The sequence below is a fragment of the Bradyrhizobium agreste genome (assembly GCF_016031625.1).
GTDB classification, from domain to species: domain Bacteria; phylum Pseudomonadota; class Alphaproteobacteria; order Rhizobiales; family Xanthobacteraceae; genus Bradyrhizobium; species Bradyrhizobium agreste.
Genome location: NZ_JACCHP010000011.1, coordinates 284,571 through 306,759 on the forward strand (window position 1 = coordinate 284,571; position 22,189 = coordinate 306,759).

19 protein-coding genes and 1 pseudogene are annotated in these 22,189 nt (G+C 65.3%); 19 read left to right on the forward strand and 1 reads right to left on the reverse strand.

The annotated features are described in order from the left end of the window. The first annotated feature begins 71 nt into the window (after nucleotides 1-71). The 13 genes and pseudogenes from chvE (at nucleotide 72) to HZZ13_RS18365 (ending at nucleotide 14,130) form a co-directional block, all read left to right on the forward strand. The gene (gene chvE, locus HZZ13_RS18305) at nucleotides 72-1,142 is read left to right on the forward strand and encodes a multiple monosaccharide ABC transporter substrate-binding protein (protein WP_197946592.1); all 1,071 of its coding nucleotides are present in this window, start codon (nucleotides 72-74) and stop codon (nucleotides 1,140-1,142) included. Between the two features lie 149 nt (nucleotides 1,143-1,291). Next, a complete protein-coding gene (gene mmsA / locus HZZ13_RS18310; RefSeq protein WP_197960934.1) occupies nucleotides 1,292-2,869 on the forward strand; it encodes a multiple monosaccharide ABC transporter ATP-binding protein in 1,578 nt (525 codons plus the stop codon). Next, entirely contained in the window at nucleotides 2,866-4,056 is a 1,191-nt protein-coding gene (gene mmsB, locus HZZ13_RS18315; RefSeq protein ID WP_197960935.1) for a multiple monosaccharide ABC transporter permease, read from the forward strand. Before mmsA ends, mmsB begins: the two co-directional genes overlap by 4 nt. 123 nt (nucleotides 4,057-4,179) lie before the next feature. Further along, nucleotides 4,180-4,671 (forward strand): annotated as a pseudogene (locus HZZ13_RS18320) (nitric oxide reductase activation protein NorD); the annotation flags it as partial. A 70-nt stretch (nucleotides 4,672-4,741) separates the two neighbouring features. Continuing rightward, nucleotides 4,742-5,404, forward strand: a complete 663-nt coding sequence (locus tag HZZ13_RS18325; RefSeq protein WP_197960936.1) for an HAD family hydrolase — start codon at nucleotides 4,742-4,744, stop codon at nucleotides 5,402-5,404. Between the two features lie 6 nt (nucleotides 5,405-5,410). Further along, nucleotides 5,411-6,361, forward strand: coding sequence for a sugar-binding transcriptional regulator (locus tag HZZ13_RS18330; protein WP_197960937.1), 951 nt, complete (start codon nucleotides 5,411-5,413; stop codon nucleotides 6,359-6,361). A gap of 220 nt (nucleotides 6,362-6,581) precedes the next feature. Further along, complete coding sequence (locus HZZ13_RS18335) at nucleotides 6,582-7,892, forward strand: ABC transporter substrate-binding protein (protein WP_197960938.1); 1,311 nt, start codon at nucleotides 6,582-6,584, stop codon at nucleotides 7,890-7,892. Between the two features lie 83 nt (nucleotides 7,893-7,975). After that, a complete protein-coding gene (locus HZZ13_RS18340; RefSeq protein ID WP_197960939.1) occupies nucleotides 7,976-8,848 on the forward strand; it encodes a carbohydrate ABC transporter permease in 873 nt (290 codons plus the stop codon). Nucleotide 8,849: 1 nt separating this feature from the next. Beyond that, on the forward strand, nucleotides 8,850-9,680 hold the full coding sequence (locus HZZ13_RS18345) for a carbohydrate ABC transporter permease (RefSeq protein WP_197946605.1): 831 nt from the start codon (nucleotides 8,850-8,852) through the stop codon (nucleotides 9,678-9,680). Between the two features lie 9 nt (nucleotides 9,681-9,689). Next, nucleotides 9,690-10,697, forward strand: a complete 1,008-nt coding sequence (locus tag HZZ13_RS18350; RefSeq protein ID WP_197960940.1) for an ABC transporter ATP-binding protein — start codon at nucleotides 9,690-9,692, stop codon at nucleotides 10,695-10,697. A 31-nt stretch (nucleotides 10,698-10,728) separates the two neighbouring features. Then, nucleotides 10,729-11,502: an SDR family NAD(P)-dependent oxidoreductase gene (locus HZZ13_RS18355; RefSeq protein WP_197960941.1), complete on the forward strand. Its 774-nt coding sequence runs from the start codon at nucleotides 10,729-10,731 to the stop codon at nucleotides 11,500-11,502. 40 nt (nucleotides 11,503-11,542) lie between these two features. Continuing rightward, nucleotides 11,543-13,189 (forward strand): FGGY-family carbohydrate kinase, encoded by a 1,647-nt coding sequence (locus tag HZZ13_RS18360; protein WP_197960942.1) that lies wholly within the window; start codon nucleotides 11,543-11,545, stop codon nucleotides 13,187-13,189. A 5-nt stretch (nucleotides 13,190-13,194) separates the two neighbouring features. Beyond that, on the forward strand, nucleotides 13,195-14,130 hold the full coding sequence (locus HZZ13_RS18365) for a carbohydrate kinase family protein (protein ID WP_197960943.1): 936 nt from the start codon (nucleotides 13,195-13,197) through the stop codon (nucleotides 14,128-14,130). Nucleotides 14,131-14,136: 6 nt separating this feature from the next. Here the strand turns inward: HZZ13_RS18365 and HZZ13_RS18370 are convergent, their stop codons facing one another. Further along, complete coding sequence (locus tag HZZ13_RS18370) at nucleotides 14,137-15,024, reverse strand: LysR family transcriptional regulator (protein WP_197961108.1); 888 nt, start codon at nucleotides 15,022-15,024, stop codon at nucleotides 14,137-14,139. A 124-nt stretch (nucleotides 15,025-15,148) separates the two neighbouring features. Here HZZ13_RS18370 and HZZ13_RS18375 point away from each other — a divergent pair, with 124 nt between their 5' ends. The 6 genes from HZZ13_RS18375 (at nucleotide 15,149) to HZZ13_RS18400 (ending at nucleotide 22,080) form a co-directional block, all read left to right on the forward strand. Then, nucleotides 15,149-16,570, forward strand: a complete 1,422-nt coding sequence (locus tag HZZ13_RS18375; RefSeq protein ID WP_197961107.1) for an amidase — start codon at nucleotides 15,149-15,151, stop codon at nucleotides 16,568-16,570. 99 nt (nucleotides 16,571-16,669) lie between these two features. Continuing rightward, nucleotides 16,670-17,620, forward strand: coding sequence for an ABC transporter permease (locus HZZ13_RS18380; RefSeq protein ID WP_197960944.1), 951 nt, complete (start codon nucleotides 16,670-16,672; stop codon nucleotides 17,618-17,620). Then, entirely contained in the window at nucleotides 17,617-18,513 is an 897-nt protein-coding gene (locus HZZ13_RS18385) for an ABC transporter permease (RefSeq protein ID WP_376707054.1), read from the forward strand. The genes HZZ13_RS18380 and HZZ13_RS18385 overlap by 4 nt, the downstream gene beginning before the upstream one ends. Before the next feature lie 2 nt (nucleotides 18,514-18,515). Further along, entirely contained in the window at nucleotides 18,516-19,529 is a 1,014-nt protein-coding gene (locus HZZ13_RS18390; RefSeq protein WP_197960945.1) for an ABC transporter ATP-binding protein, read from the forward strand. Then, nucleotides 19,526-20,530, forward strand: a complete 1,005-nt coding sequence (locus tag HZZ13_RS18395; RefSeq protein WP_197960946.1) for an ABC transporter ATP-binding protein — start codon at nucleotides 19,526-19,528, stop codon at nucleotides 20,528-20,530. The genes HZZ13_RS18390 and HZZ13_RS18395 overlap by 4 nt, the downstream gene beginning before the upstream one ends. Nucleotides 20,531-20,586: 56 nt before the next feature. Beyond that, the gene (locus HZZ13_RS18400; RefSeq protein WP_197960947.1) at nucleotides 20,587-22,080 is read left to right on the forward strand and encodes an ABC transporter substrate-binding protein; all 1,494 of its coding nucleotides are present in this window, start codon (nucleotides 20,587-20,589) and stop codon (nucleotides 22,078-22,080) included. The last annotated feature ends 109 nt before the right edge of the window (nucleotides 22,081-22,189 follow it).

Here is a 22,189-nt window from a genome sequence, read left to right on the forward strand (position 1 = left end):
GAGGGTCAAGCCGTACACGACCGTCGTTCTCGAACTTACGAAGAAAGTCTGACACCCAAAGGGAGTGAAATATGCTGAAACTGAAGACGACATTTCTCGCGCTGGCGTTGGCTGGTGCCGCCACGATGGCCACAGGCGTCACTGCCTTCGCCCAGAAAGCGACGGTCGGCATCGCCATGCCGACGAAATCCTCGGCGCGCTGGATCGACGACGGCAACAACATGGTGAAGGTGCTGAAGGAGCGCGGCTACAACACCGACCTGCAATATGCCGAGGACGACATCCCGAACCAGCTTTCCCAGGTCGAGAACATGGTGACTAAGGGTGCCAAGGCGCTGGTGATCGCCGCGATCGACGGCACTACCTTGTCCGACGTGCTCAAGCAGGCGAAAGCGAAAGGCATCACCGTGATCGCCTATGACCGTCTGATCCGCGGCACGCCGAACGTCGACTATTACGCGACCTTCGACAATTTCCAGGTCGGCGTGCTCCAGGCAGAGTCGATCGTGCAAGGTCTCGGCCTGAAGGACGGCAAGGGCCCCTTCAACATCGAGCTGTTCGGCGGCTCGCCCGACGACAACAATGCCTACTTCTTCTACAACGGCGCCATGAGCGTGCTGAAGCCGTATATCGACAGCGGCAAGCTCGTCGTCGTGTCCGGCCAGATGGGCATGGACAAGGTCGCGACCCTGCGCTGGGACGGCGCCACCGCGCAGGCCCGCATGGACAACCTGCTCAGCGCCTATTACGGCAACAAGAAGGTCCATGCCGTGCTGTCGCCCTATGACGGCCTCTCGATCGGCATCATCTCCTCGCTGAAGGGCGTCGGCTACGGCAGTGCCGGCCAGCCGATGCCCATTATCTCGGGCCAGGACGCCGAAGTGCCTTCGATCAAGGCCATGCTGCGCGGCGACCAGTACTCGACCATCTTCAAGGACACCCGCGACCTCGCCAAGGTGACCGCTGACATGGTCGACGCCGCGCTCGCCGGCAAGGAGGTCACCGTCAACGACACCAAGACCTACGAGAACGGCGTCAAGACCGTGCCGTCCTACCTGCTGAAGCCGGTGGTGGTCTACAAGGACAATTGGGAGAAGGTGCTGGTCGACAGCGGCTACTACAAGAAGTCGCAGTTCCAGTAAGATGAGTGATCCGTCGTTCCGGGGCGATGCGAAGCATCGAACCCGGAACCTCGAGATTCCGGGTTCGATGCTCCAGGTCCGCCTCGCGGCCCCGGCGCATCGCCCCGGAATGACGGCGGAGAGATAAGTTTTTTCAAGGACACGATGCCATGACCGCCATGCTGGAGATGCGCAACGTCAGCAAGAGCTTTGCCGGCGTGCAGGCGCTGCGCGACGTCAACTTCTCGGTCCGCGCCGGGCAGATCCATGCGCTCGTCGGCGAGAACGGCGCCGGCAAGTCGACGCTGATGAAGGTGCTGAGCGGGGTCTATCCGCACGGCAGCTACGAGGGCACCATCGTTTTCGAGGGCGAGGAGCGCCGCTTTCGCGACATCAATGATTCCGAGGCGCTGGGCATCATCATCATCCATCAGGAGCTGGCGCTGATCCCGCTGATGTCGATTGCGGAGAACATCTTCCTGTCGCATCCGCCGTCGAAGCTAGGGGTGATCGACCGCGACGAGGTCTACCGGCGCACGCGCGAGTTGCTGGCGCAGGTCGGCCTGAAGGAGTCGCCGGATACGCTCATCACCGATCTCGGCGTCGGCAAGCAGCAGCTCGTCGAGATCGCGAAGGCACTGTCCAAGCGGGTGCGGATGCTGATCCTGGACGAGCCGACCGCGAGCCTCAACGAGGCCGACAGCGCCGCGCTGCTGGAACGCCTGATGGCGTTTCGCGAGCAGGGCATCGGCTCGATCCTGATCTCGCACAAGCTGAACGAGGTCGCCAGGGTCGCCGACCACATCACCGTGCTGCGCGACGGCCGCACGGTAGACAGCATCGACTGCCATGCCGAGCCCATCCAGGAAGACCGCATCATCCGCAGCATGGTCAATCGCGATATGGCGCACCGTTTCCCGGAGCGCAACGTGAAGATCGGCGAGCCCGTACTCGACGTCGAGAACTGGTCGGTCTATCACCCCATCCATCCCGAGCGGCAGGTGATCAAGAACGTCAGTTTCGGCGTCAAGCGCGGCGAGGTCGTGGGCATTGCCGGGCTCATGGGGGCAGGGCGTACCGAGTTCGCCATGAGCCTGTTCGGCCGGTCCTGGGGCACCAATATCAGCGGCATTATCCGGCTCGAAGGCCGCGAGATCGCACTGCCGACCGTCGCCGCCGCGATCGACGCCGGCCTTGCCTACGTCACCGAGGACCGCAAGCAGCTCGGCCTGATCCTCGCCGACGACGTCCGCAAGAACATCACGCTGGCGAGCCTCGACCAGGTTGCACCCGGCAGAGTGATCGACGACATCGCCGAGCTGAAGGTCGCCAGCGACTACCGCAACCGGATGCGGATCCGCTGTTCCGATGTCTATCAGGAGACCGGCCAGCTTTCCGGCGGCAACCAGCAGAAGGTCGTGTTGTCGAAATGGCTGATGACCGACCCCAAGGTCCTGATCCTGGACGAGCCGACCAGGGGTATCGACGTCGGTGCCAAATATGAGATTTACTGTATCATCAACGAGCTTGCGGAAGCCGGCCGCGGCGTCGTGGTGATCTCCTCGGAGATGCCCGAGCTGCTCGGCATCTGCGACCGTATCTGCGTCATGAACGACGGCGCTTTCGTCGGCGAGTTCAAGGGCTCAGAGGCGACCCAGGAAAAGATCATGCGCGCCATCATGCGCAACGAACGAAGCATTGGAAACGCCGCGCCCGCGGCCGCGGAGATGGGAGGATCGCAGCCATGACCGACAAGACGGTTTCGCTGCCCGAGGAGCGCCAGCACGGCAGCTTCATCAAGAACAATTTGCGCAATTACGGCATGTTGATGTCGCTGGTTGCGATCATGTTGTTCTTCCAGGTCGTGACCGGCGGCACGCTGCTGCAGCCGCTCAACCTGACCAACCTGGTGCTGCAGAACAGCTACATCGTCATCATGGCCCTGGGCATGTTGCTCATCATCGTCACCGGTCATATCGACCTCTCGGTCGGCTCGGTCGCGGGCTTCATCGGCGCCGTGGCGGCCTTGCTGATGGTGACCTACAAGGTCGATTACACGCTGGCCTTCGTCGCCTGCCTCGCGCTCGGCGCCGCTATCGGCGCGGCGCAGGGCTATTGGGTGGCCTATTTCAAGATCCCGTCCTTCATCGTGACTTTGGCCGGCATGCTGGTGTTCAAGGGCCTGGCGCTCGCGGTGTTGCAGGGCCAGTCGCTCGGGCCCTTCCCGGCGACCTTCCAGAAACTGTCCTCGGGTTTCATTCCGGAACTGCTGCCCGAGGCCGGCACGCTGCATCCGACATCGATGCTGATCGGCGCCTTGCTCGCGCTGGGCCTTGTCTATGCCAGTGCGAAGGGAAGGTCGCGCGAGCAGTCGCACGGCATCGAGGTCGAGCCTTACGGGTTCTTTCTCGGCAAGAGCATCGTGCTGGCCTGCGCGGTGCTCTACTTCACCTATCTGATCGCGACCTATCGCGGCCTGCCCAACGTGCTGGTGATCATGAGTGCCCTGATCGCGCTCTACGGCTTCGTCACCCGCCGCACCGTGATCGGCCGGCAGATCTACGCGGTCGGCGGCAACGCCAAGGCGGCGAGTCTGTCAGGCATCAAGACGGAGCGGCTGACCTTCCTCACCTTCGTCAATATGGGCGCGCTCGCCGCGCTCGCCGGCCTTGTCTTCGCCGCGCGGCTCAACACGGCGACCCCGAAGGCCGGCCTCGGCTTCGAGCTCGACGTCATCGCCGCCTGCTTTATCGGCGGCGCCTCGGCCTATGGCGGCGTCGGACGGGTCGGCGGTGCCGTGGTCGGCGCCATGATCATGGGGGTGATGAACAACGGCATGTCCATCCTCGGCATCGGCATCGACTATCAGCAGGTCATCAAGGGCCTGGTGCTGCTGGGTGCCGTGTGCATCGACGTGTACAATCAGCGGCGATAGCCGCATCGATGGTCCTGTAGAGTGGGCAAAGGTGCAACGCGCCGTGCCCACATCTTTCCAAGACTGCGCAAGAGATGGTGGGCGCGTCCGCCTGCGGCGGCAGCACCCTCGCCCTTGTTATTGCAGGCGCTGCTGGTGCTCGCACACGGGCTGTCGGCCTGCGGCGATCACCACAGCATCCTCACCTTCACCTCGCGTCGGCGCTCCTGGGTGCGGCTCGAAACGGTCAAGGCGTTCGGCGAGCCGATGAGCGGCGTGGTCGAGCGCCGCATCGGCGCGCTCAAGCCCGGCTATTACACGCGGATCGGCGCGGCGGTCCGCCACGCCTCGGCCGAGCTTGCGCGCCAGCCGCAGCGCAAGAAGCTGCTGCTCGTCCTCACCGATGGCAAGCCGAACGACGTCGACCATTATGAGGGGCGCTTTGCGGTCGAAGACACCAGGAAGTCCGTGCAGGAAGCGCGCAGGCTCGGGATTGCAGTGTTCGGCGTGACGGTCGACGCGGCGGCGCAATCGTATTTTCCGACCCTGTTCGGGCGGACCGGCTATGCCATCGTCGGCAACATCAAGCGATTGCCGGCGGCGCTGCCGGCGATCTACCGGCAGGTGGCCCATTGATGCGGCAGCGGTGTCGCACGGTCTTTCGTGAGCTATTGCTCATGCCGCGGGCATATGATCGAATGGTCGGATGGACCAGCGCCCGCGAGAACCCGATCTGATCATTTTCGACTGCGACGGCGTGCTCGTCGACAGCGAGCTGTTGAGCTGCCGCTGCCTGTCCGAGGTCCTGGCGGAATTCGGCCTCGTGCTCAGCGAGGAGCAGGCGCTTGAGCTGTTTCTCGGACGCAGCACCAAGGCTATCGAACAGCACTATCGCGATCTTGATCAGGTCGTGCCGGATGGATTCCTGCCCCGATTGAAGACGCGCGTGCTGGAGACGTTCGCCACCTCGCTCGCGCCGATCCCCGGGGTGGAGGCGGCGATCTCCGGGCTGACCGTGCCGTTCTGTGTGGCCTCGTCGAGCGACCTCGACCGCGTCTCACTCTCGCTCGACGTCACCGGTCTTCGGGCATATTTCGGCGCTCGGATCTACACCGCGCAGATGGTCAGGCACGGCAAGCCGGCGCCCGATCTCTTTCTTCACGCCGCCGAGAGCATGCGCACGCCGCCGTCGCGCACGCTGGTGATCGAGGACAGCGTCAGCGGCGTGCAGGCAGGCAAGGCCGCCGGCATGACCGTCTGGGGATTTGTCGGCGGCGGCCATTATCGCACGCGCGACGGCCGGGCTATATTATCCGCCGCCGGGGCCGATCGGGTCTTCGCGCACATGGGCGATTTCTGGGAGGTGTGAGCGCGTATGGCCGCCGAGAACGACAAGTCGAGACTCGACGACGCCGCGCGCGCCGGCTGGCTCTATTTCATCGCCGGCCACACCCAGGACGAGATCGCGAAGATGCTCCAAGTCTCGCGCGCCTCGGCGCAGCGTCTGGTCTCGCTGTGCCTCGCCGAGCGGCTCATCACCTTCCGGCTCGAACATCCCATCGCGGCCTGCATGGAGCTGGCGGCGCGTCTGAAGCAACGGTTCGACCTCGTTCATTGCGAGGTGGTGCCGGCCGATCCTGCCGCGCCGCAGGCGGTGGCTGGAATTGCCGAGCGTTGTGCCAATCTGCTCGATTCCACCCTGCGTTCGGAGATGCCCGTGATCGTCGCGCTCGGCACGGGGCGGGCGGTGCGTGCCGCGGTCGAGCGCGTCACGCCGATCGAGCGACCCAATCACCAGATCGTCTCGCTGGTCGGCAACATCTCGGCCGACGGCTCGGCGAGCTTCTACGACACCGTCGGCCGGCTCGCCGACCGCACTGGCGCGCGGCACTATCCGATGCCGCTGCCGTTCCTGATGTCCTCGGAGGACGAGCGCAACAGGATGGTGCGCATCGAGCCGATCGCCAGGGTGAAGGCGGTCGCGGCCCGGGCCGACTTGCGCCTCGTCGGCATTGGCCAGATGGACCAGAAGGCGCAGGTGCACATCGACGGCTTCGTCACACGCGACGAATTGTTCGAGATGATGCGGCTGGGCGCCATCGGCGAGATCACCGGTTGGGCCTATGACGCGAAAGGCCGCCTGCTCAAGGCCGGCACCAACAAGCGCCTGACCAGCATCCCTCCGGAAGTGCCGGCGAAGACCACGACGATCGGCGCGGCGGTCGGCGCGGCCAAGGTTCCGGCGATTGCGGCGGCGCTGAGCGGCGGCCTGATCAATGGGCTAATCACGGACGAGGCGACGGCAAGGGCAATTCTGGAGCGATAGGGCGGTTTCGCGCGGCAATGGACAGTGCGCTCCCAAGCCGCGGCGCTCATTCCCAACAATTGCCGTCGCTTCCGTGCCGGGGATATTCCATCCCTCCCGCACCGCAGCAATCATAAGTCGCGCAAACGCCCGTGCGCCTGCTTGACAACTGCCACGCCCGTGTTGAACATACGCCCAACGCGTGGGCATATGCCCAAAACGCGATTGAGGGGAGGTCACCGTGAAACATGTCCTGGGCGCCGTCTGCGGCGCGTCTGTCCTGCTGGCCGTCCCTGCGATGGCCGAAACGACCCTGACCATCGCCACCGTCAACAATGGCGACATGATCCGCATGCAGGGGCTGACCGGTGAGTTCACCAAGAAGAACCCTGACATCACTGTGAAATGGGTGACGCTGGAGGAGAACGTGCTGCGCCAGCGCGTCACCACCGACATCGCCACCAAGGGCGGCCAGTTCGACGTCCTCACCATCGGTACCTACGAGGTGCCGATCTGGGCCAAGAAGGGCTGGCTGGTGCCGCTCGCCAACCTCGGCGCCGATTACGACGTCGCCGACCTGCTGCCCAAGATCAAGGACGCGGTCTCCGCCGACGGCAAGCTCTACGCCGCGCCGTTCTACGGCGAGAGCTCGATGGTGATGTATCGCACCGATCTGTTCGAGAAGGCCGGACTGAAGATGCCGGAAAAACCGAGCTGGGACTTCGTGATCGACGCCGCCAAGAAGCTCACGGACAAGAGCGCCGGCACCTACGGCATCTGCCTGCGCGGCAAGGCGGGCTGGGGCGAGAACATGGCGTTCCTCTCGGCGATGGCCAATTCCTACGGCGCGCGCTGGTTCGACGAGAACTGGCAGCCGCAGTTCAACACGCCGGAATGGAAGACGACGCTCACCACCTATGTGAGCCTGATGAAGGAAGCCGGCCCTCCCGGTGCAAGCTCCAACGGCTTCAACGAGAATCTGGCACTGTTCAACGCCGGCAAATGTGCGATGTGGATCGATGCCACGGTTGCGGCGTCCTTCGTTACCAACCCCAAGGACTCCAAGGTTGCCGACAAGGTCGGCTTCGCGCTCGCGCCCAACACCGGGCTCGGCAAGAACGCCAACTGGCTGTGGGCCTGGAATCTCGCGATTCCCGCCGGCTCCAAGAAGACGGAAGCTGCCGAGAAGTTCATCGCCTGGGCAACCAGCAAGGACTATACCAAGCTGGTGGCGTCGAAGGAGGGCTGGGCCAACGTGCCGCCGGGCACGCGCACCTCGCTTTACCAGAACGATGAGTACCTGAAGGTTGCGCCGTTCGCGAAACTGACGCTGGCCTCGATCGACGCCGCCGATCCCAACAAGCCGACGGTGAAGCCCGTTCCTTACGTCGGCGTGCAATACGCCGCGATCCCTGAATTCCAGGGCATCGGCACGCAGGTCGGCCAGCAGTTCTCGGCGGCGCTTGCGGGATCGACCACGGTTGATGCCGCGCTCACGGCTGCGCAGTCCGCTACCGAGCGCGAGATGAAGCGCGCCGGCTACATCAAGTGAACCCGAGCTCTCCCTGAGCTCAAACTTGCGGCCATCCATCTTTGCTGGATGGCCGCCTTCTTCCTCCGAGCGGAGCGCCAAGAATGGCAACCCGGCAGACGCAGTTTCTTGCGCGGTCGCTCCTGACCCCGGCCGTCGGGCTGCTGTTCATCTGGATGATCGTCCCGCTGGTGCTGACGATCTACTTCTCGACGCTGCACTACAGCCTGCTCGATCCCGGCTCGGAATCGTTCGTCGGGCTCGAAAATTTCCGCTACTTCCTCACCGATCCCGCTTTCCTCGCCTCGCTCCAGAACACGCTGGTGCTGGTCGGCTCGGTGCTGGCGCTGACCATCCTGCTCGGCATTCCCCTGGCGCTGCTGATGGACCAACCCGTGATCGGCCGCAATTTCGTGCGGCTGATGGTGATCGCGCCGTTCTTCGTGATGCCCACGGTGAGCGCGCTGGTCTGGAAAAACCTGTTGATGCACCCGGTCTCCGGACTGTTCGCCTGGCTCGCCTCGCTGTTCGGCCTGACACCGATCGATTGGTTCAACGACGTGCCGCTGCTCGCGGTGATCCTGATCGTGACCTGGCAATGGCTGCCGTTCGCGACCCTGATCCTGCTCACCGCGTTGCAATCGCTCGACGAGGAGCAGAAGGAGGCCGCCGAGATGGACGGGGCGAGCGCCGTTTCGACCTTCATCTACATCACGCTGCCGCACCTGGCGCGTCCCATCACGGTGGTGATCCTGATCGAGACCATCTTCCTGCTGACGGTGTTCGCGGAGATCTTCGTCACCACCGGCGGCGGGCCGGGCCTGCAGACCACCAACATCGCCTTCCTGATCTATTCGCAGGCGCTGATCCAGTTCGATGTCGGCAGCGCCTCCGCGGGCGGGCTCGTCGCGGTGGTGATTGCCAACATCGTCGCCTTCTTCCTGGTCCGCATCGTCGGCCGCAACCTGGAGGCCTGACATGGCGCGGATGGCGACGACGCGGCGGGTGATGATATCGACGGCGGCGGCCTGGCTGTTCGGCTTCCTGATCTTCTTTCCGATCCTGTGGATGGGGCTGGCGAGCTTCAAGACCGAGCTCGAGGCATTCGCGATCCCGCCATCCTTCCTGTTCTTCCACTGGACCACGGAAAATTACGCGACCGTGCAGGAGCGCAGCGACTACCTGCACCACGCGATGAACTCGATCATCATCGCCGGCGGCTCGACGCTCATTGCGCTGTTGATCGCCATTCCGGCGGCCTGGTCGATGGCGTTCTCGCCGACGAAGCGCACCAAGGACATCCTGCTCTGGATGCTCTCGACCAAGATGATGCCGCCGGTCGGCGTGCTGGTGCCGATCTACCTGATCTACAAGAGCTTCGGCCTGCTCGATTCCCGCATCGGCCTCGTCTTCATCCTCTGCCTCGGGAACCTGCCGATCGTGATCTGGATGCTCTTCACCTATTTCAAGGAGATCCCGCGCGACATCCTCGAAGCCGCGCGCATGGACGGCGCCACCATCGGCCGCGAGCTCGTCTACGTGCTGACGCCGATGGCGATCCCGGGGCTGGCGTCCACGCTGCTGCTCAATCTGATCCTGGCCTGGAATGAGGCGTTCTGGACGCTGAACCTGTCCACCTCAAGCGCTGCGCCGCTCACCACGTTCATCGCCTCCTATTCGAGCCCCGAAGGGCTGTTCTGGGCAAAACTGTCGGCGGCGTCCACGCTGGCGATCGCGCCCATTCTCGTGCTCGGTTGGTTCAGCCAGAAGCAGCTCGTGCGCGGGCTCACCTTCGGTGCGGTGAAGTAGAGGGGGATCATGGGTCAGATCACACTTCAGGGCGTGCAAAAGTCCTTCGGCCCCGTGCACATCATCAAGGGCGCCGACCTCGACATTGCCGACGGCTCCTTCGTCGTGTTCGTTGGCCCCTCCGGCTGTGGCAAGACCACGCTGCTGCGGCTGATCGCCGGGCTCGAGGACGTCAGCGGTGGCAAGATCCTGATCGACGGCAAGAACGTCGTCGATACGCCGCCTGCCAAGCGCGGCCTGTCGATGGTGTTTCAGTCCTACGCGCTCTATCCGCATATGAGCGTGCGCGGCAATATCGGCTTCGGCCTCAAGATGGCGGGCCTGCCAAAGGACGAGATCAACCGCAAGGTGGAGGCGGCCGCCGCTACATTGAACCTGACGCCCTATCTGGACCGCAAGCCGCGCGAGCTCTCCGGCGGCCAGCGCCAGCGCGTCGCGATCGGCCGGGCCATTGTGCGCGAGCCCAAGGCGTTCCTGTTCGACGAGCCGCTCTCCAACCTCGATGCCGCACTGCGCGTGCAGATGCGCATCGAGGTGACCCGGCTGCAGAAGCAGCTCGGCACCACCGCGATCTACGTCACCCACGATCAGGTCGAAGCCATGACCATGGCCGACAAGATCGTCGTGCTCAACGGCGGCAAGATCGAGCAATACGGCTCGCCGCTTGAGCTCTACGAGCGACCCGCCAATCTCTTCGTCGCCGGCTTCATCGGCTCGCCCAAGATGAACTTCGTCACCGGCGAGCCCGCTTTGCAGAAGGGGGCAGCGACGATCGGCGTCCGGCCGGAGCATCTGAAGATCGAGCGCGACGGCGGTGGCGGCTGGCAGGGCACCATTGCGGTGGCCGAGCATCTCGGCAGTGACACCTTCCTCTACGTCGATGCCGGCGCGCTCGGCATGCTGACGGCGCGTTACATCGGCGAATTGAGCCTGCATGCCGGCGACCGGGTGTCGCTGACGCCGGACCCTGCGCGCATTCACCGCTTCGACGAGAGCGGCAACGCTCTTCGGAGCTGACAAGAAACGGCAAGAAAACGGAAAGACGATCATGTATCTGGAGAAATTCAGGCTGAGCGGCAGGACCGCGTTCATCACCGGCGGCGGCCAGGGCATCGGCCTTGCCTGCGCCGAGGCGCTGGCCGAGGCCGGTGCGAAGGTCATCATCGGCGACCGCGACGGCAAGGTCGCCGACGGCGCCAAAGCCAGCCTGAGGGCGAAGGGCTACGACATCGAGACTGCGGTCATGGACGTCACCAACACCACACGCGTGGCGGAGGTGGCAAATGATCTGGTCGCCCGTCATGGCAAGGTCGACATCCTCGTCAACAATGCTGGCATCGCGCGGAGCGAGACGCCGGCCGAGACCGTTACCGACGAGCACTGGCTTAACGTCATCGACGTCAATCTCAACGGCACCTTCTGGTGCTGCCGCGAGTTCGGCAAGCACATGTTGAAGGCCGGAAGCGGCGCCATCGTCAACGTCGGCTCGATGAGCGGCTTCATCGTCAACAAGCCCCAGGAGCAGTGCTTCTACAACGCCTCGAAGGCCGCCGTGCACCATCTGACCAAATCCCTGGCCGCCGAATGGGGCGCGCGCGGCATCCGCGTCAATGCGGTGGCGCCGACCTATATCGAGACGCCGCTCAACGCCTTCGTGAAGAGCAATCCGAAAATGTATGACGCCTGGATCGGTGGAACTCCGATGGCGCGCATGGGGCAGGTCGAGGAGATCGCCTCCGTCGTGCTGTTCCTCTCGTCCGAAGCCGCGAGCCTGATGACCGGCAGCATCGTGCTGGTGGATGGCGGCTACACTTGCTGGTAGGCTCACCGTCAAAACGGACGGAAAGCGACCGGGAGAGGCCATGCCGCGAGCTTATATCGGCGTCGACGTGGGGACCACGAGCACGCGGGCAGGGGTGTTTGACGAGGCCGGCACGCTGCTCGCGACGGCCCGGCATCCGATCAGGACCTGGCACGAGGCCGGCGACATTGTCGAGCAGTCGTCAGAGGACATCTGGCAGGCCTGCGCCAAATCGGTGCGCGCGGCTATGGCGGAGGCAGCGATTGCGCCGGGCAGCATCGGCGGCATCGGTTTTGACGCCACCTGTTCCCTGGTGGTGCTCGATCCGCAAGGCGAGCCGCTCACTGTCAGCACCTCCGGCGAGGCGCAACGCAATGTCATCGTCTGGATGGATCACCGCGCCACGGCTGAGGCGCGGCTGATCAACGAGACCGAGGATGCGGTGCTGCGCTATGTCGGCGGCTCGATCTCGCCGGAGATGGAGATGCCGAAGCTGCTCTGGCTGAAGCGGCATCTGCGCGCGAGTTTCGATGCCGCCGGTCACTTCTTCGATCTGGCCGATTATCTGACGTGGCGGGCGACCGGCGCGCTGCAGCGCTCGACCTGCACCGTCACCTGCAAGTGGAACTATCTCGCCCATGACGGCGGCGGCTGGAGCGCGCCGTTCTTCAAGCGCATCGGCCTGTCCGACTTCGTCGCCGAGAAATACGCGCGCATCGGCACCGAGATCGTTGCGCCCGGTACGCGCCTCGGCGCCGGGCTCACGCCGGCAGCAGCAGTCGAGCTCGGCCTTCCTCCGGGCACCCCGGTCGGCGCCTCCCTGATCGACGCCCATGCCGGCGGCATCGGTGCGATCGGCGGCCGTGACGGGGCGGGCGGTACGAGCGATGTCAGCGATCGTCTCGCCTACATCATGGGAACGTCGGCCTGCATCATGGCGACGACGAAGGAGCCGTGCTTCGTGCCGGGCGTGTGGGGCCCCTATTATTCCGGCATGGTGCCGGAGTTCTGGCTCAACGAAGGCGGGCAGTCCGCCGCGGGCGCTGCGATCGATCATCTCCTCAAGTCGCACCCCGGCCACGGCGAGGCGAGCGCGGCGGCGCGCGGCGAAGGCCTCGACCTCATTGATTTCCTCGAGCGCCGCATCATCGCGCGCGCCGGCGATGCCGGCCATGCCGCGCTGCTGGCGCGCGACGTCCATGTGCTCCCGGAATTCATCGGCAATCGCTCGCCCCATGCCGATCCCGACACGCGCGCGGTGATCGCGGGCCTCGATCTCGACACCGACATCGCCTCGATGGAACGGCTGTTCGTCGCCGGCCTCTGCGGCCTAGCCTATGGGCTTGCGGAGGTCATCGAGTCTTTTGCCGCCCATGGGGTCCGCTCCAGCATCATGATCATGGGCGGCGGTGCCAGCCGCAGTCCTTTGGTGCGGCAGATCATGGCGGATACGACGGGTCTCACCGTCGCGCTGCCGCAGACCAGGGAGCCGGTGCTGCTGGGCGCCGCGATGCTCGGCGCGGTAGCCGGCGGCGCCTATGCCTCGATCGACGAGACCATGGCCAAGATGTCGGCGCTGGGACGCAAGAGCGAGCCGACCGCGCCGGAGATGGCCGCGTTTCACGCCCGCAAGCGCGAGGTCTACAAGTTGCTGCGCGAGCTCGATCGCGGCAGCCGCGCCGCGATGCGCAGCGTTGCGAGAGGTTGAAGGACATGCTGATTGCCTGCGGCGACGCGCTGATCGATTTCGTGCCGACGCGAAGCGTCGAAGGACGCGAAGCGGTGATGCCAGCGGTAGGCGGCTCCTGCCTCAACGTCGCGATCGGCATAGCACGGCTCGGCGCGCCGACTGGATTCGTCGGCGGCGTCTCGACCGACCTGTTCGGGCGCATGATCGCCGATCACGCAGCAGCCTCCAATGTTGACCTCAATTTCGCCACCCGCAGCGACCACCAGACCACGCTGGCCTTCGTGCGCATCGTCGCGGGCGAGTCGCACTACGCCTTCTACGATGCGGAGACCGCGACGCGGAGCTGGACCTACCGGCGCGGGTCCATTCCATTCGATACGATCGAGGCCGTCCATGTCGGCTCGACCACGCTGGTCAACGACCAGGGTGCGGCCGAGACGGAGGCTCTGATCGCAGACGCGCGGGCGTCGTCCACCATCTCCTTCGATCCGAACTGCCGACCGAACCTCGTCAAGGACAAGTCGACCTATCTCGGCCGTATGGCCGGGTTCGCCCGAAGCGCCGATCTCATCAAGATGTCGGACGTCGATTTCGCCTATCTCTTCGGCGAGGAGCCGTATCAGCAGCGCGCGAGCGCGTTGTTGGGGCAGGGCACGAGCCTCGTCGTCATCACCCGCGGCAACAACGGCGCTATCGCGTGGCATGCGCAAGCAGGGCAGATCGAAGTGCAAGCACCAAAGGTCGAGGTGGCCGACACCATTGGCGCCGGCGACAGCTTTCAGGCGGCGCTGCTGTTCGCCCTGTACAAGCAGGGTCGCATGGCCCGGCCGAGATTGCAGGACATCGGCGCGGACGAACTCCGCCGTGCGCTGTCCTTCGCCGCCAATTGTGCGGGCCTGACCTGCACCCGTCCGGGCGCCGATCCGCCCTGGAGCCACGAGATCAATTGGAGCTGGTAGTCCACGTCACATCCGCGCGACGGCCTTCTCCGCGCATTTGAGGAAGGTTCGGATCAGCGGACTGTGGGAGTCCCGCCGCCAGCACACCGCAATATCGATGGAGTCGGACGCATCGCGCAGGGGTCGGAACACGATGCCGCGCGGCGCGCCGAGCTGCGCGCAGGCAGGCAGGATGGCGAGGCCTTCACCGGCGAGGACGAGGCTCATCGCCGAGTGCACCGTCTCGACCCGGCTTGCGACCGGCATCACGATTTGATGCCGCCGCAGCAGGGCCATGACGGCGGAGGAGGCGGGGTCCTGATCGGGTCTCGGCAGCGCGATCAGCGGGCGGCCTTGCAGCCGCGCCATCGGCACCGAGCTCAAGCGGGCCAGCGGCGAGCGGATCGGCACCGCCAGCATGAACGGCTGTGCGCCCACCCGCGCCACCTGGATCTCCGGGTGATGGATGGCCGGCATGCATAGTGCGACCGTGACGCTGCGGTCGAGCAGCCGCGCCTCGCGCGTCGAGGCGCTGAGCTCGGCAAAATGCAGGTCGACGCCGGGAATGGAGCGCCGCAGTTCGGGGATCAGGCGTGGCAGCACCGCGTTCGCAAGCGCGAACATGTAGCCGACCGAGATCCGCCCGCGCTTGCCGGCGGCGACCGCTCGCGCGGCTTCCACGCCATCGGCCGCCAACGCCAGCGCCTCGCCGGCGCGCGCCAGCAGCGCCTGGCCGGCATCAGTCAGGTCCATGCCGCGCGTGCCGCGGCGGAACAGCGGCGCGCCGATCTCGGCTTCGAGCTTGCGGATCTGGACCGAGAGCGGCGGCTGCGCCATCCGCAATCGCTCGGCGGCCTTGCCGACGCTGCGCGCCTCGGCGACGGCGACGAAATAGCGAAGCCGGCGAAGATCCATTGGCATACCGAAAACATATGGGCCAGGCACAAAAATCGTATTGGACGGCGAGTTAACAAAACTGTCATTCTCGCTGTCAATGTCTACGGGCCAATGGCGGCCCGCTTCGGAGCGTGATGTGACGATGAACGGCGATCCCTGCCTGTTGTCCGCAACCGAGCTGCGCGGCCTCATTGCGGGCAAGCGAATCTCGCCAGTCGAGCTCACGCGTGCGGTGCTTGCCCGCGCCGAGGCGCTCCAGCCCGAATTGAACTGCTTCATCACGTTGTGCGGCGACGAGGCGCTCGCAGCGGCACGCGAAGCCGAGCGCAAGCTGATGGCGGGCGAACCGCTCGGCCTGCTGCACGGTGTCCCTGTCACCGTGAAGGACATCGTCAATACCAAAGGGGTCAAGACCACCTTCGGCGCCGTTCCCTTTAAGAACAATGTGCCGACCGAGGATGCCGTCGCCGTTGCGCGGTTGCGCAGCGAGGGCGCGATCCTGATTGGCAAGACCACGACGCCGGAGTTCGGCAGCAAGTGCCTCACCGATTCACCTTTGTTCGGTCGGACCCGTAATGCCTGGGACGCCTGCCGCTCCTCCGGCGGTTCCAGCGGCGGCGCGGCGGTCGCCGTGGCGAGCGGTATCGCGCCGCTGGCGATTGCGACCGACGGCGGCGGCTCGACGCGAATTCCGGCCGCCTGCAACGGCGTAGTGGGCCTGAAGCAGAGCAATGGCGTGATCCCGCACAGCCAGGCGCTCGACGTCTTCGGCAACCAGACCTATGTCACGCCGACCACCCGCACCGTCGCCGATACCGCATTGATGATGCAGGCGATGTCAGGCGAAGATCCTTGCGATCCCTGGTCGATCGCCGTGCCCGTGCCTGACTTCATCGGTACTGCCGCCCCGCGCGGCGATTTGCGTGGGCTGAGGATCCTGTACTGCCTGACGCCGCCGGGCCGTCCGGTGTCAGCCGAGGTCGCCGCCAGTTTCAAGGCGAGCCTCGACCGGCTGGCCGGGTTAGGGGCCGAGCTCGAGGAATTCTCCGGCGAGGGGTTCGACATCGAGCCGATCTGGCGCGCCATCAACCACACCGTCTGGCGCACGCGCTTTGCCAAGCTTGCGGCCGAGCACGGGGACGAGCTGAGTGAGGCCTTCCTCAAGCAGCTCGCGCTCGCCAGCGAAGTCAGCGGCGTCGACTATCAGGAGGCGATGTTCGCGCGTACCGCGTTGTTCCGCCGCGTGCAATCGCTGCTTGCGCGCGGTCACCTTCTGGCGATGCCGACGCTGACGCGCACCGCGCTGCCGATCAAGCAGGATCTGTTCGGCAGCATCGAGATCGACGGCAGGCATTTCGACAGCGTCCGGCCGCATTGGTTCCCCTGGACCATGCCGTTCAACATGACCGGCCATCCGGCGATCAGCCTTCCCTCCGGCTTTGCCCGCGACGGGCTGCCGATCGGGCTTCAGCTGGTCGGCCGCTTCCGCGATGATGCGGAATTGCTGCGCGTGAGCGCTCTGTTCGAAGCGTCAAGCGATCTTCTGTCCCGCTGGCCGGCTTGAGGAGATGGGCATGCGGCAAAGGGATTGTGTGCAAAGAACTTGCCTCCGGCGTCCAGACATGTTGATCGTGCCGCGGGTGAGCCCTGAAGCCGAGCACGCATGAGCGTCTTTGTCCTCCGACGTCTGTTGACCCTGCTGGCGACGCTGGTCGGCGCATCGCTGATCATCTTCCTGGTGCTCGACGCGCTGCCCGGCAACGCCGCGCAGATGCTGATGGGTGCCGACGCCTCGCCGGATGCGGTCCGCGCGCTCACCATCAAGCTCGGGCTCGACCAGCCGCTGGCGGTTCGCTACGTGCAATGGATCAAGGGCCTCGCCGTCGGCGATCTCGGCAATTCCTACGTCTACGGCACCCCGGTCGGCAGCCTGATCGCCGAGCGGCTGGTGCTGACCATTCCGCTCGCGATCATGGCGATGACGATCACGGTGACGCTGGCGCTCGCGGCCGGCATCTACACCGCCGCCAACCACAACAGGCTCGGCGATGTCGGCGTGATGTCGTTGACCCAAGTGGGCATCGCGCTGCCGAACTTCTGGTTCGCGATTCTCCTGGTGCTGCTGTTCTCGGTGCGGTTGCAATGGCTCTCGGCAGGCGGCTTTGCCGGCTGGGAGGACGGCATCTGGCCGGGGATCAAGTCGCTGCTGTTGCCGGCGATCTCGCTCGCGGTGGTGCAGGCCGCGATCCTGGCGCGCGTCACGCGCTCGGCCGTGCTCGAAGTGCTGCGCGAAGATTTCGTCCGCACCGCCCGCGCAAAGGGCCTCGGCAAGCGCGAGGTGCTGTGGAGCCACGTGCTGCGGAATGCCATGATCCCGGTGATGACCGTGATGGGGCTGCAATTCGCCAATCTGCTCGCCGGCACCATCGTGATCGAGAACGTGTTCTATCTCCCGGGCCTCGGCCGCCTGATCTTCCAATCGATCGCCAACCGCGACCTGATCGTGGTGCGCAATTGCGTGATGCTGCTCGCCGCGATGGTCGTGATCGTTAATTTCGTGGTCGACGTGCTCTATGCCTTCATCGATCCTCGCATCAAGGTGCACGACCTGTGAGTGATCCGCTCGCCACCGCAGTTGGATTGCCGGCAGCCACCGCGCCGACGCGCCCCGCCACGGGCTTTTGGCGGAGGGCGCTGCGGCATCGCAGCTTCGTGCTCGGTGGCGTGTTGGTGCTTGCGGTGCTCGCTTCCGCGCTGCTGTCGCTGGTGTGGACGCCGTGGTCGCCTTACGAGATCGACATCGCATCGAAGCTCCGGCCGCCCTCGGCAGCGCATTGGCTCGGCACCGATTCCTTCGGCCGCGACATCGCCTCGCTGCTGCTTGCGGGGGCCCGATCCACCATCATGGTCGGTGTCATCGCCGTCAGCATCGGTCTCACCTTCGGCGTCACGCTGGGCCTGATCGCCTCGGCCCGGCGCGGCTGGACGGAGGAGATCATCATGCGCTTTTCCGATTTCACCTTCGCCTTTCCGGCCGTGCTGTCCGCGATCATGCTCGCGGCGGTCGTCGGGCCCGGCATGGTGACCTCGATCGTCGCGATCGGCATCTTTCAGATCCCGACGTTGACGCGGCTGACGCGCGGCTCGGCCAACGCGATCTGGGCGCGTGAATTCGTGCTCGCGGCACGCGCAGCGGGCAAGGGGCGCTTCCGCATCACCATCGAGCATGTGCTGCCGAACATCCTGTCGATCCTGATCGTGCAGGTCACCATCCAGTTCGCGCTCGCCATCCTCGCCGAAGCCGCTTTGTCCTATCTCGGTCTCGGCACCCAGCCGCCGCAGCCGTCTTGGGGGCGGATGCTGAACGATGCGCAGACGCTGCTGTTCCAGTCGCCGATGCTCGCGGTCTTTCCGGGCGCCGCGATCGCAATCTCGGTGCTCGGTCTCAACCTGCTCGGTGACGGATTGCGCGACGTGCTCGATCCCCGGCTGGCGCGGGAGCGATGACCATGGCCGAGCGCTCCAACATGCCGCTGATCGAAGTCGAGAATCTCGGCGTTCGCCTCAACACCAGCCGTGGGCCGGCGCAGGCCGTGCGCGGCGTCAGCTTTGCGCTCAAGCGCGGTGAGACGCTTGGGCTCGTCGGCGAGTCCGGCTGCGGCAAGTCGGTCACGGCGTTGTCGTTGATGGGGTTGCTGCCGGACAGTGCCGTCGTCACCGGCAGCATCAAGCTGGAAGGCGACGAGCTCGTCGGACTTGCGGATGCCGACTATTGCCGCCTGCGCGGCAACCGCATCAGCATGATCTTCCAGGAGCCGATGACTGCTCTCAATCCGATGCACACGATCGGCAACCAGGTCGCCGAGCCGCTGCGCCGTCACAAGAAATTTTCGGCGGCGCAGGCGCGGAAAGAGGCAATCGCTTTGCTCGACCGCGTCGGGCTGCCCGACCCGGCAAGGCGCGTCGACGCCTATCCGCATCAGTTCTCCGGCGGCCAGCGCCAGCGCATCACCATCGCGATGGCGCTTGCCTGCGAGCCGGACCTGTTGATCGCGGACGAGCCGACCACCGCGCTTGACGTCACCATCCAGGGTCAGATCCTCGACCTCATCGCCGACCTCGTCGAGGAGCGCGGCATGTCGATGATCCTGATCTCGCACGATCTCGGCGTCATTGCCGAGAACGTCCAGCGCATGATGGTGATGTACGGCGGCACCGTCGTCGAAAGCGGACCGACCGACGAGGTGTTCCGTCGCATGGGCCATCCCTACACCCAGGGCCTGTTCCGCGCCCGGCCGAAGCTCGGCGCGCGCAAGGGGACGCGGCTGAAGACGATCTCGGGCACGGTGCCGGAGCTTGCTGATCTGCCGTCCGGCTGCACCTTCTCAGATCGCTGTCCGCTGGTGATCGACCAGTGCCGTGCCGCGCTGCCGCCGATGGTGGACGTCGGCCCCGGCCATCTTGCGCGCTGCATCCGAACGGACGTGTCGATGGCCGAACGCGTCGGAGCGCTGACCGCATGAGCACCGCCCCGCTTCTCGACGTCAGGGATCTCGAACAGCGCTACACGCTGCCGCGCGAGAGCCTGTTCCGTCCGCCGGGGCAGGTGCGCGCGCTCAACGGTGTCAGTGTGCAGGTCCGGGCCGGCAAGAGCCTCGGCATCGTCGGCGAGTCCGGCTCCGGCAAGTCCACCTTCGCGCGCGTCGTGATGGCGCTGGAGCGGCCGAGCGCAGGACACGTCGCGCTGCTCGGGCGCGAGCTCAATCGCCTGCCGGCCGACGAGCTGCGCCGCGCCCGGCGCGATTTCCAGATGGTGTTCCAGGATCCCTATGGCTCGCTCGATCCGCGTCAGACCATCGGCCGGATCGTCGCCGAGCCGCTGACCGTGCTGGAAGGTGCGGACCGCACCACGTTCCGCGACCGCGTCGCCGCGGTGCTGCGCCAGGTCGGTCTGCGCGATGCGGACATGGAAAAATATCCGCACGAATTCTCCGGCGGGCAGCGCCAGCGTATCGCGATTGCGCGTGCGCTCATCACTCAGCCGAAGCTGATCGTCGCCGACGAGCCGGTCTCCGCGCTCGACGTCTCCGTGCAGGCCCAGGTGCTGAACCTGATGCAGGATCTCCAGGAGCAGTTTGGCCTGAGCTACATCCTGATCAGTCACGACCTCGCCGTCGTCGACTATCTCTGCGACGAGGTCGCGGTGATGTATCTCGGCCGCATCGTCGAGCAGGGCCGCCCCGAAGATCTGTTCGAGCGCTGTGCCCATCCCTATACGCGGGCGCTGCTGGAGGCGGTGCCGCGGGCGCGCGCCGTGGGTGGCCGGCGCCGCCGCGGGGCCCAGGCGATCGCCTCGCAATCGGCGGCGGTGGCCGGATGCCCCTATGCATCACGCTGCGCGCTTGCCGACCAGCATTGCCGCGAGGTTCCGCCTGAGTTACGCAAGGTGGGCGAGGGGCACCTTGCCGCCTGCCACAAGGCCGAGGCCGTGATGGCGTTGCCGCAGGCGGCCATGGAAGGTTAGTGTCCGGGGCAGGATTGGCGTAAAGCTGGAAACAGGATTGGCCGGGGAGTTCGCGCATGTTCAGGAAACTATCGATCGTCGCATTTGCCGCTGCGCTCGTCGCGGCGCCTTTGCCGGTGCTGGCGCAGAGCAAGAAGGACAGCGTCGTCATGGGGATGACGCTGGAGCCGCCGGGCCTCGACCCGACCAATGCGGCCGCCGCGGCGATCGCCGAGGTCACGCTCTACAACATCTATGAGACGCTGACCAAGATCAATGAGGACGGCTCCACCTCGCCGCTGCTCGCCGAGAGCTGGACCGCTTCGCCCGATCTGAAGACCTATACGTTCAAGCTGCGCAAGGGCGTCAAATTCCACAATGGCGAAGCGTTCGATTCCGCTGCGGTGAAGTTCTCGTTCGAGCGCAACGCGGCACCGACCAGCACCAACAAGGACAAGAGCCTGTACCAGGCCTTCGAGAAGGTCGAGACGCCCGACGCCGACACCGTCGTGATCACCGTGAAATATTCCGAGCCGAACCTGCCGTTCCTGCTCGGGCAGGCGGGCGGCTCGATCGTCGAGCCGAAGAGCGCGGCCACCAATGTCACGCAGCCGGTCGGGACCGGACCTTATCAGCTAGGGGGCTGGGCCAAGGGTTCCTCGATCACGCTGAACAAATGGGCCGACTACCGCAACGCTTCCGCGATCAAGCTTTCGAAGGTGACGATCCGCTTCATCTCCGATCCGGCCGCGCAGGCCGCGGCGCTGCTCTCGAACGACGTCGACGCGTTCCCGCGAATCGCAACCCGCGTCGTCGCTCAGTTCAAGTCTGATCCGCGGTTCACGGTGCTGATCGGCGGCTCCAGGGCCAAGACCATCGTAGCCATCAACCATCGCAAGAAGCCGCTCGACGACGTCCGTGTTCGCCGCGCCATCCTCGCCGCGATCGACCGCAAGGCACTGATCGACGGCGCCGTCGAGGGGTTCGGCACGCCGATCGGCAGTTTCTACACACCGGGATCACTCGGTTATGTCGACACCACCGGCATCAACCCCTACGACCCTGAGAAAGCCAAGAAGCTGCTGACTGAAGCCGGCGTGACCACGCCGCTGGAATTGTCATTGAAGCTGCCGCCGCCGCCCTATGCGCGGCAGGGCGGCGAGATCGTCGCGGCCCAGCTCGCCAAGGTCGGCATCATCGCTAGAATCGAGAACGTCGAATGGGCGCAGTGGCTGTCGCAGGTGTTTGCGCCTAACGGCCCGCACAATTTCGATCTGACCATCGTCAGCCACGTCGAGCCGTTCGACCTCGTCAAGCTCACCGAGTCGGACTATTACATCGGGTACAACAACGAGGCGTTCAACGCGCTCTACAAGCAGATCGTCTCGACCCCCGACGAAGCCGGCCGCGCCAAGCTGCTCGGCGATGCCCAGCGCATGCTGGCGACCGATGCAGTCTCGGCCTACCTATTCCAGCCGCAATGGCCGACTGTCATCAACAAGAAGCTGAAGGGCGTCTGGAAGGAAGTCCCTCAATTCGAGAACGACTTCTCCACGTGGTACTGGGAGTAGGCGGCGTCCGTTGCTGTGCCCTCTCCGCGCGTTGGGGAGGGCAGCGCCAAAACAAAAAACCTGAAAAACAACCCCATGCACAGTAGCGGGTGTCAGTCATTTCAATGGC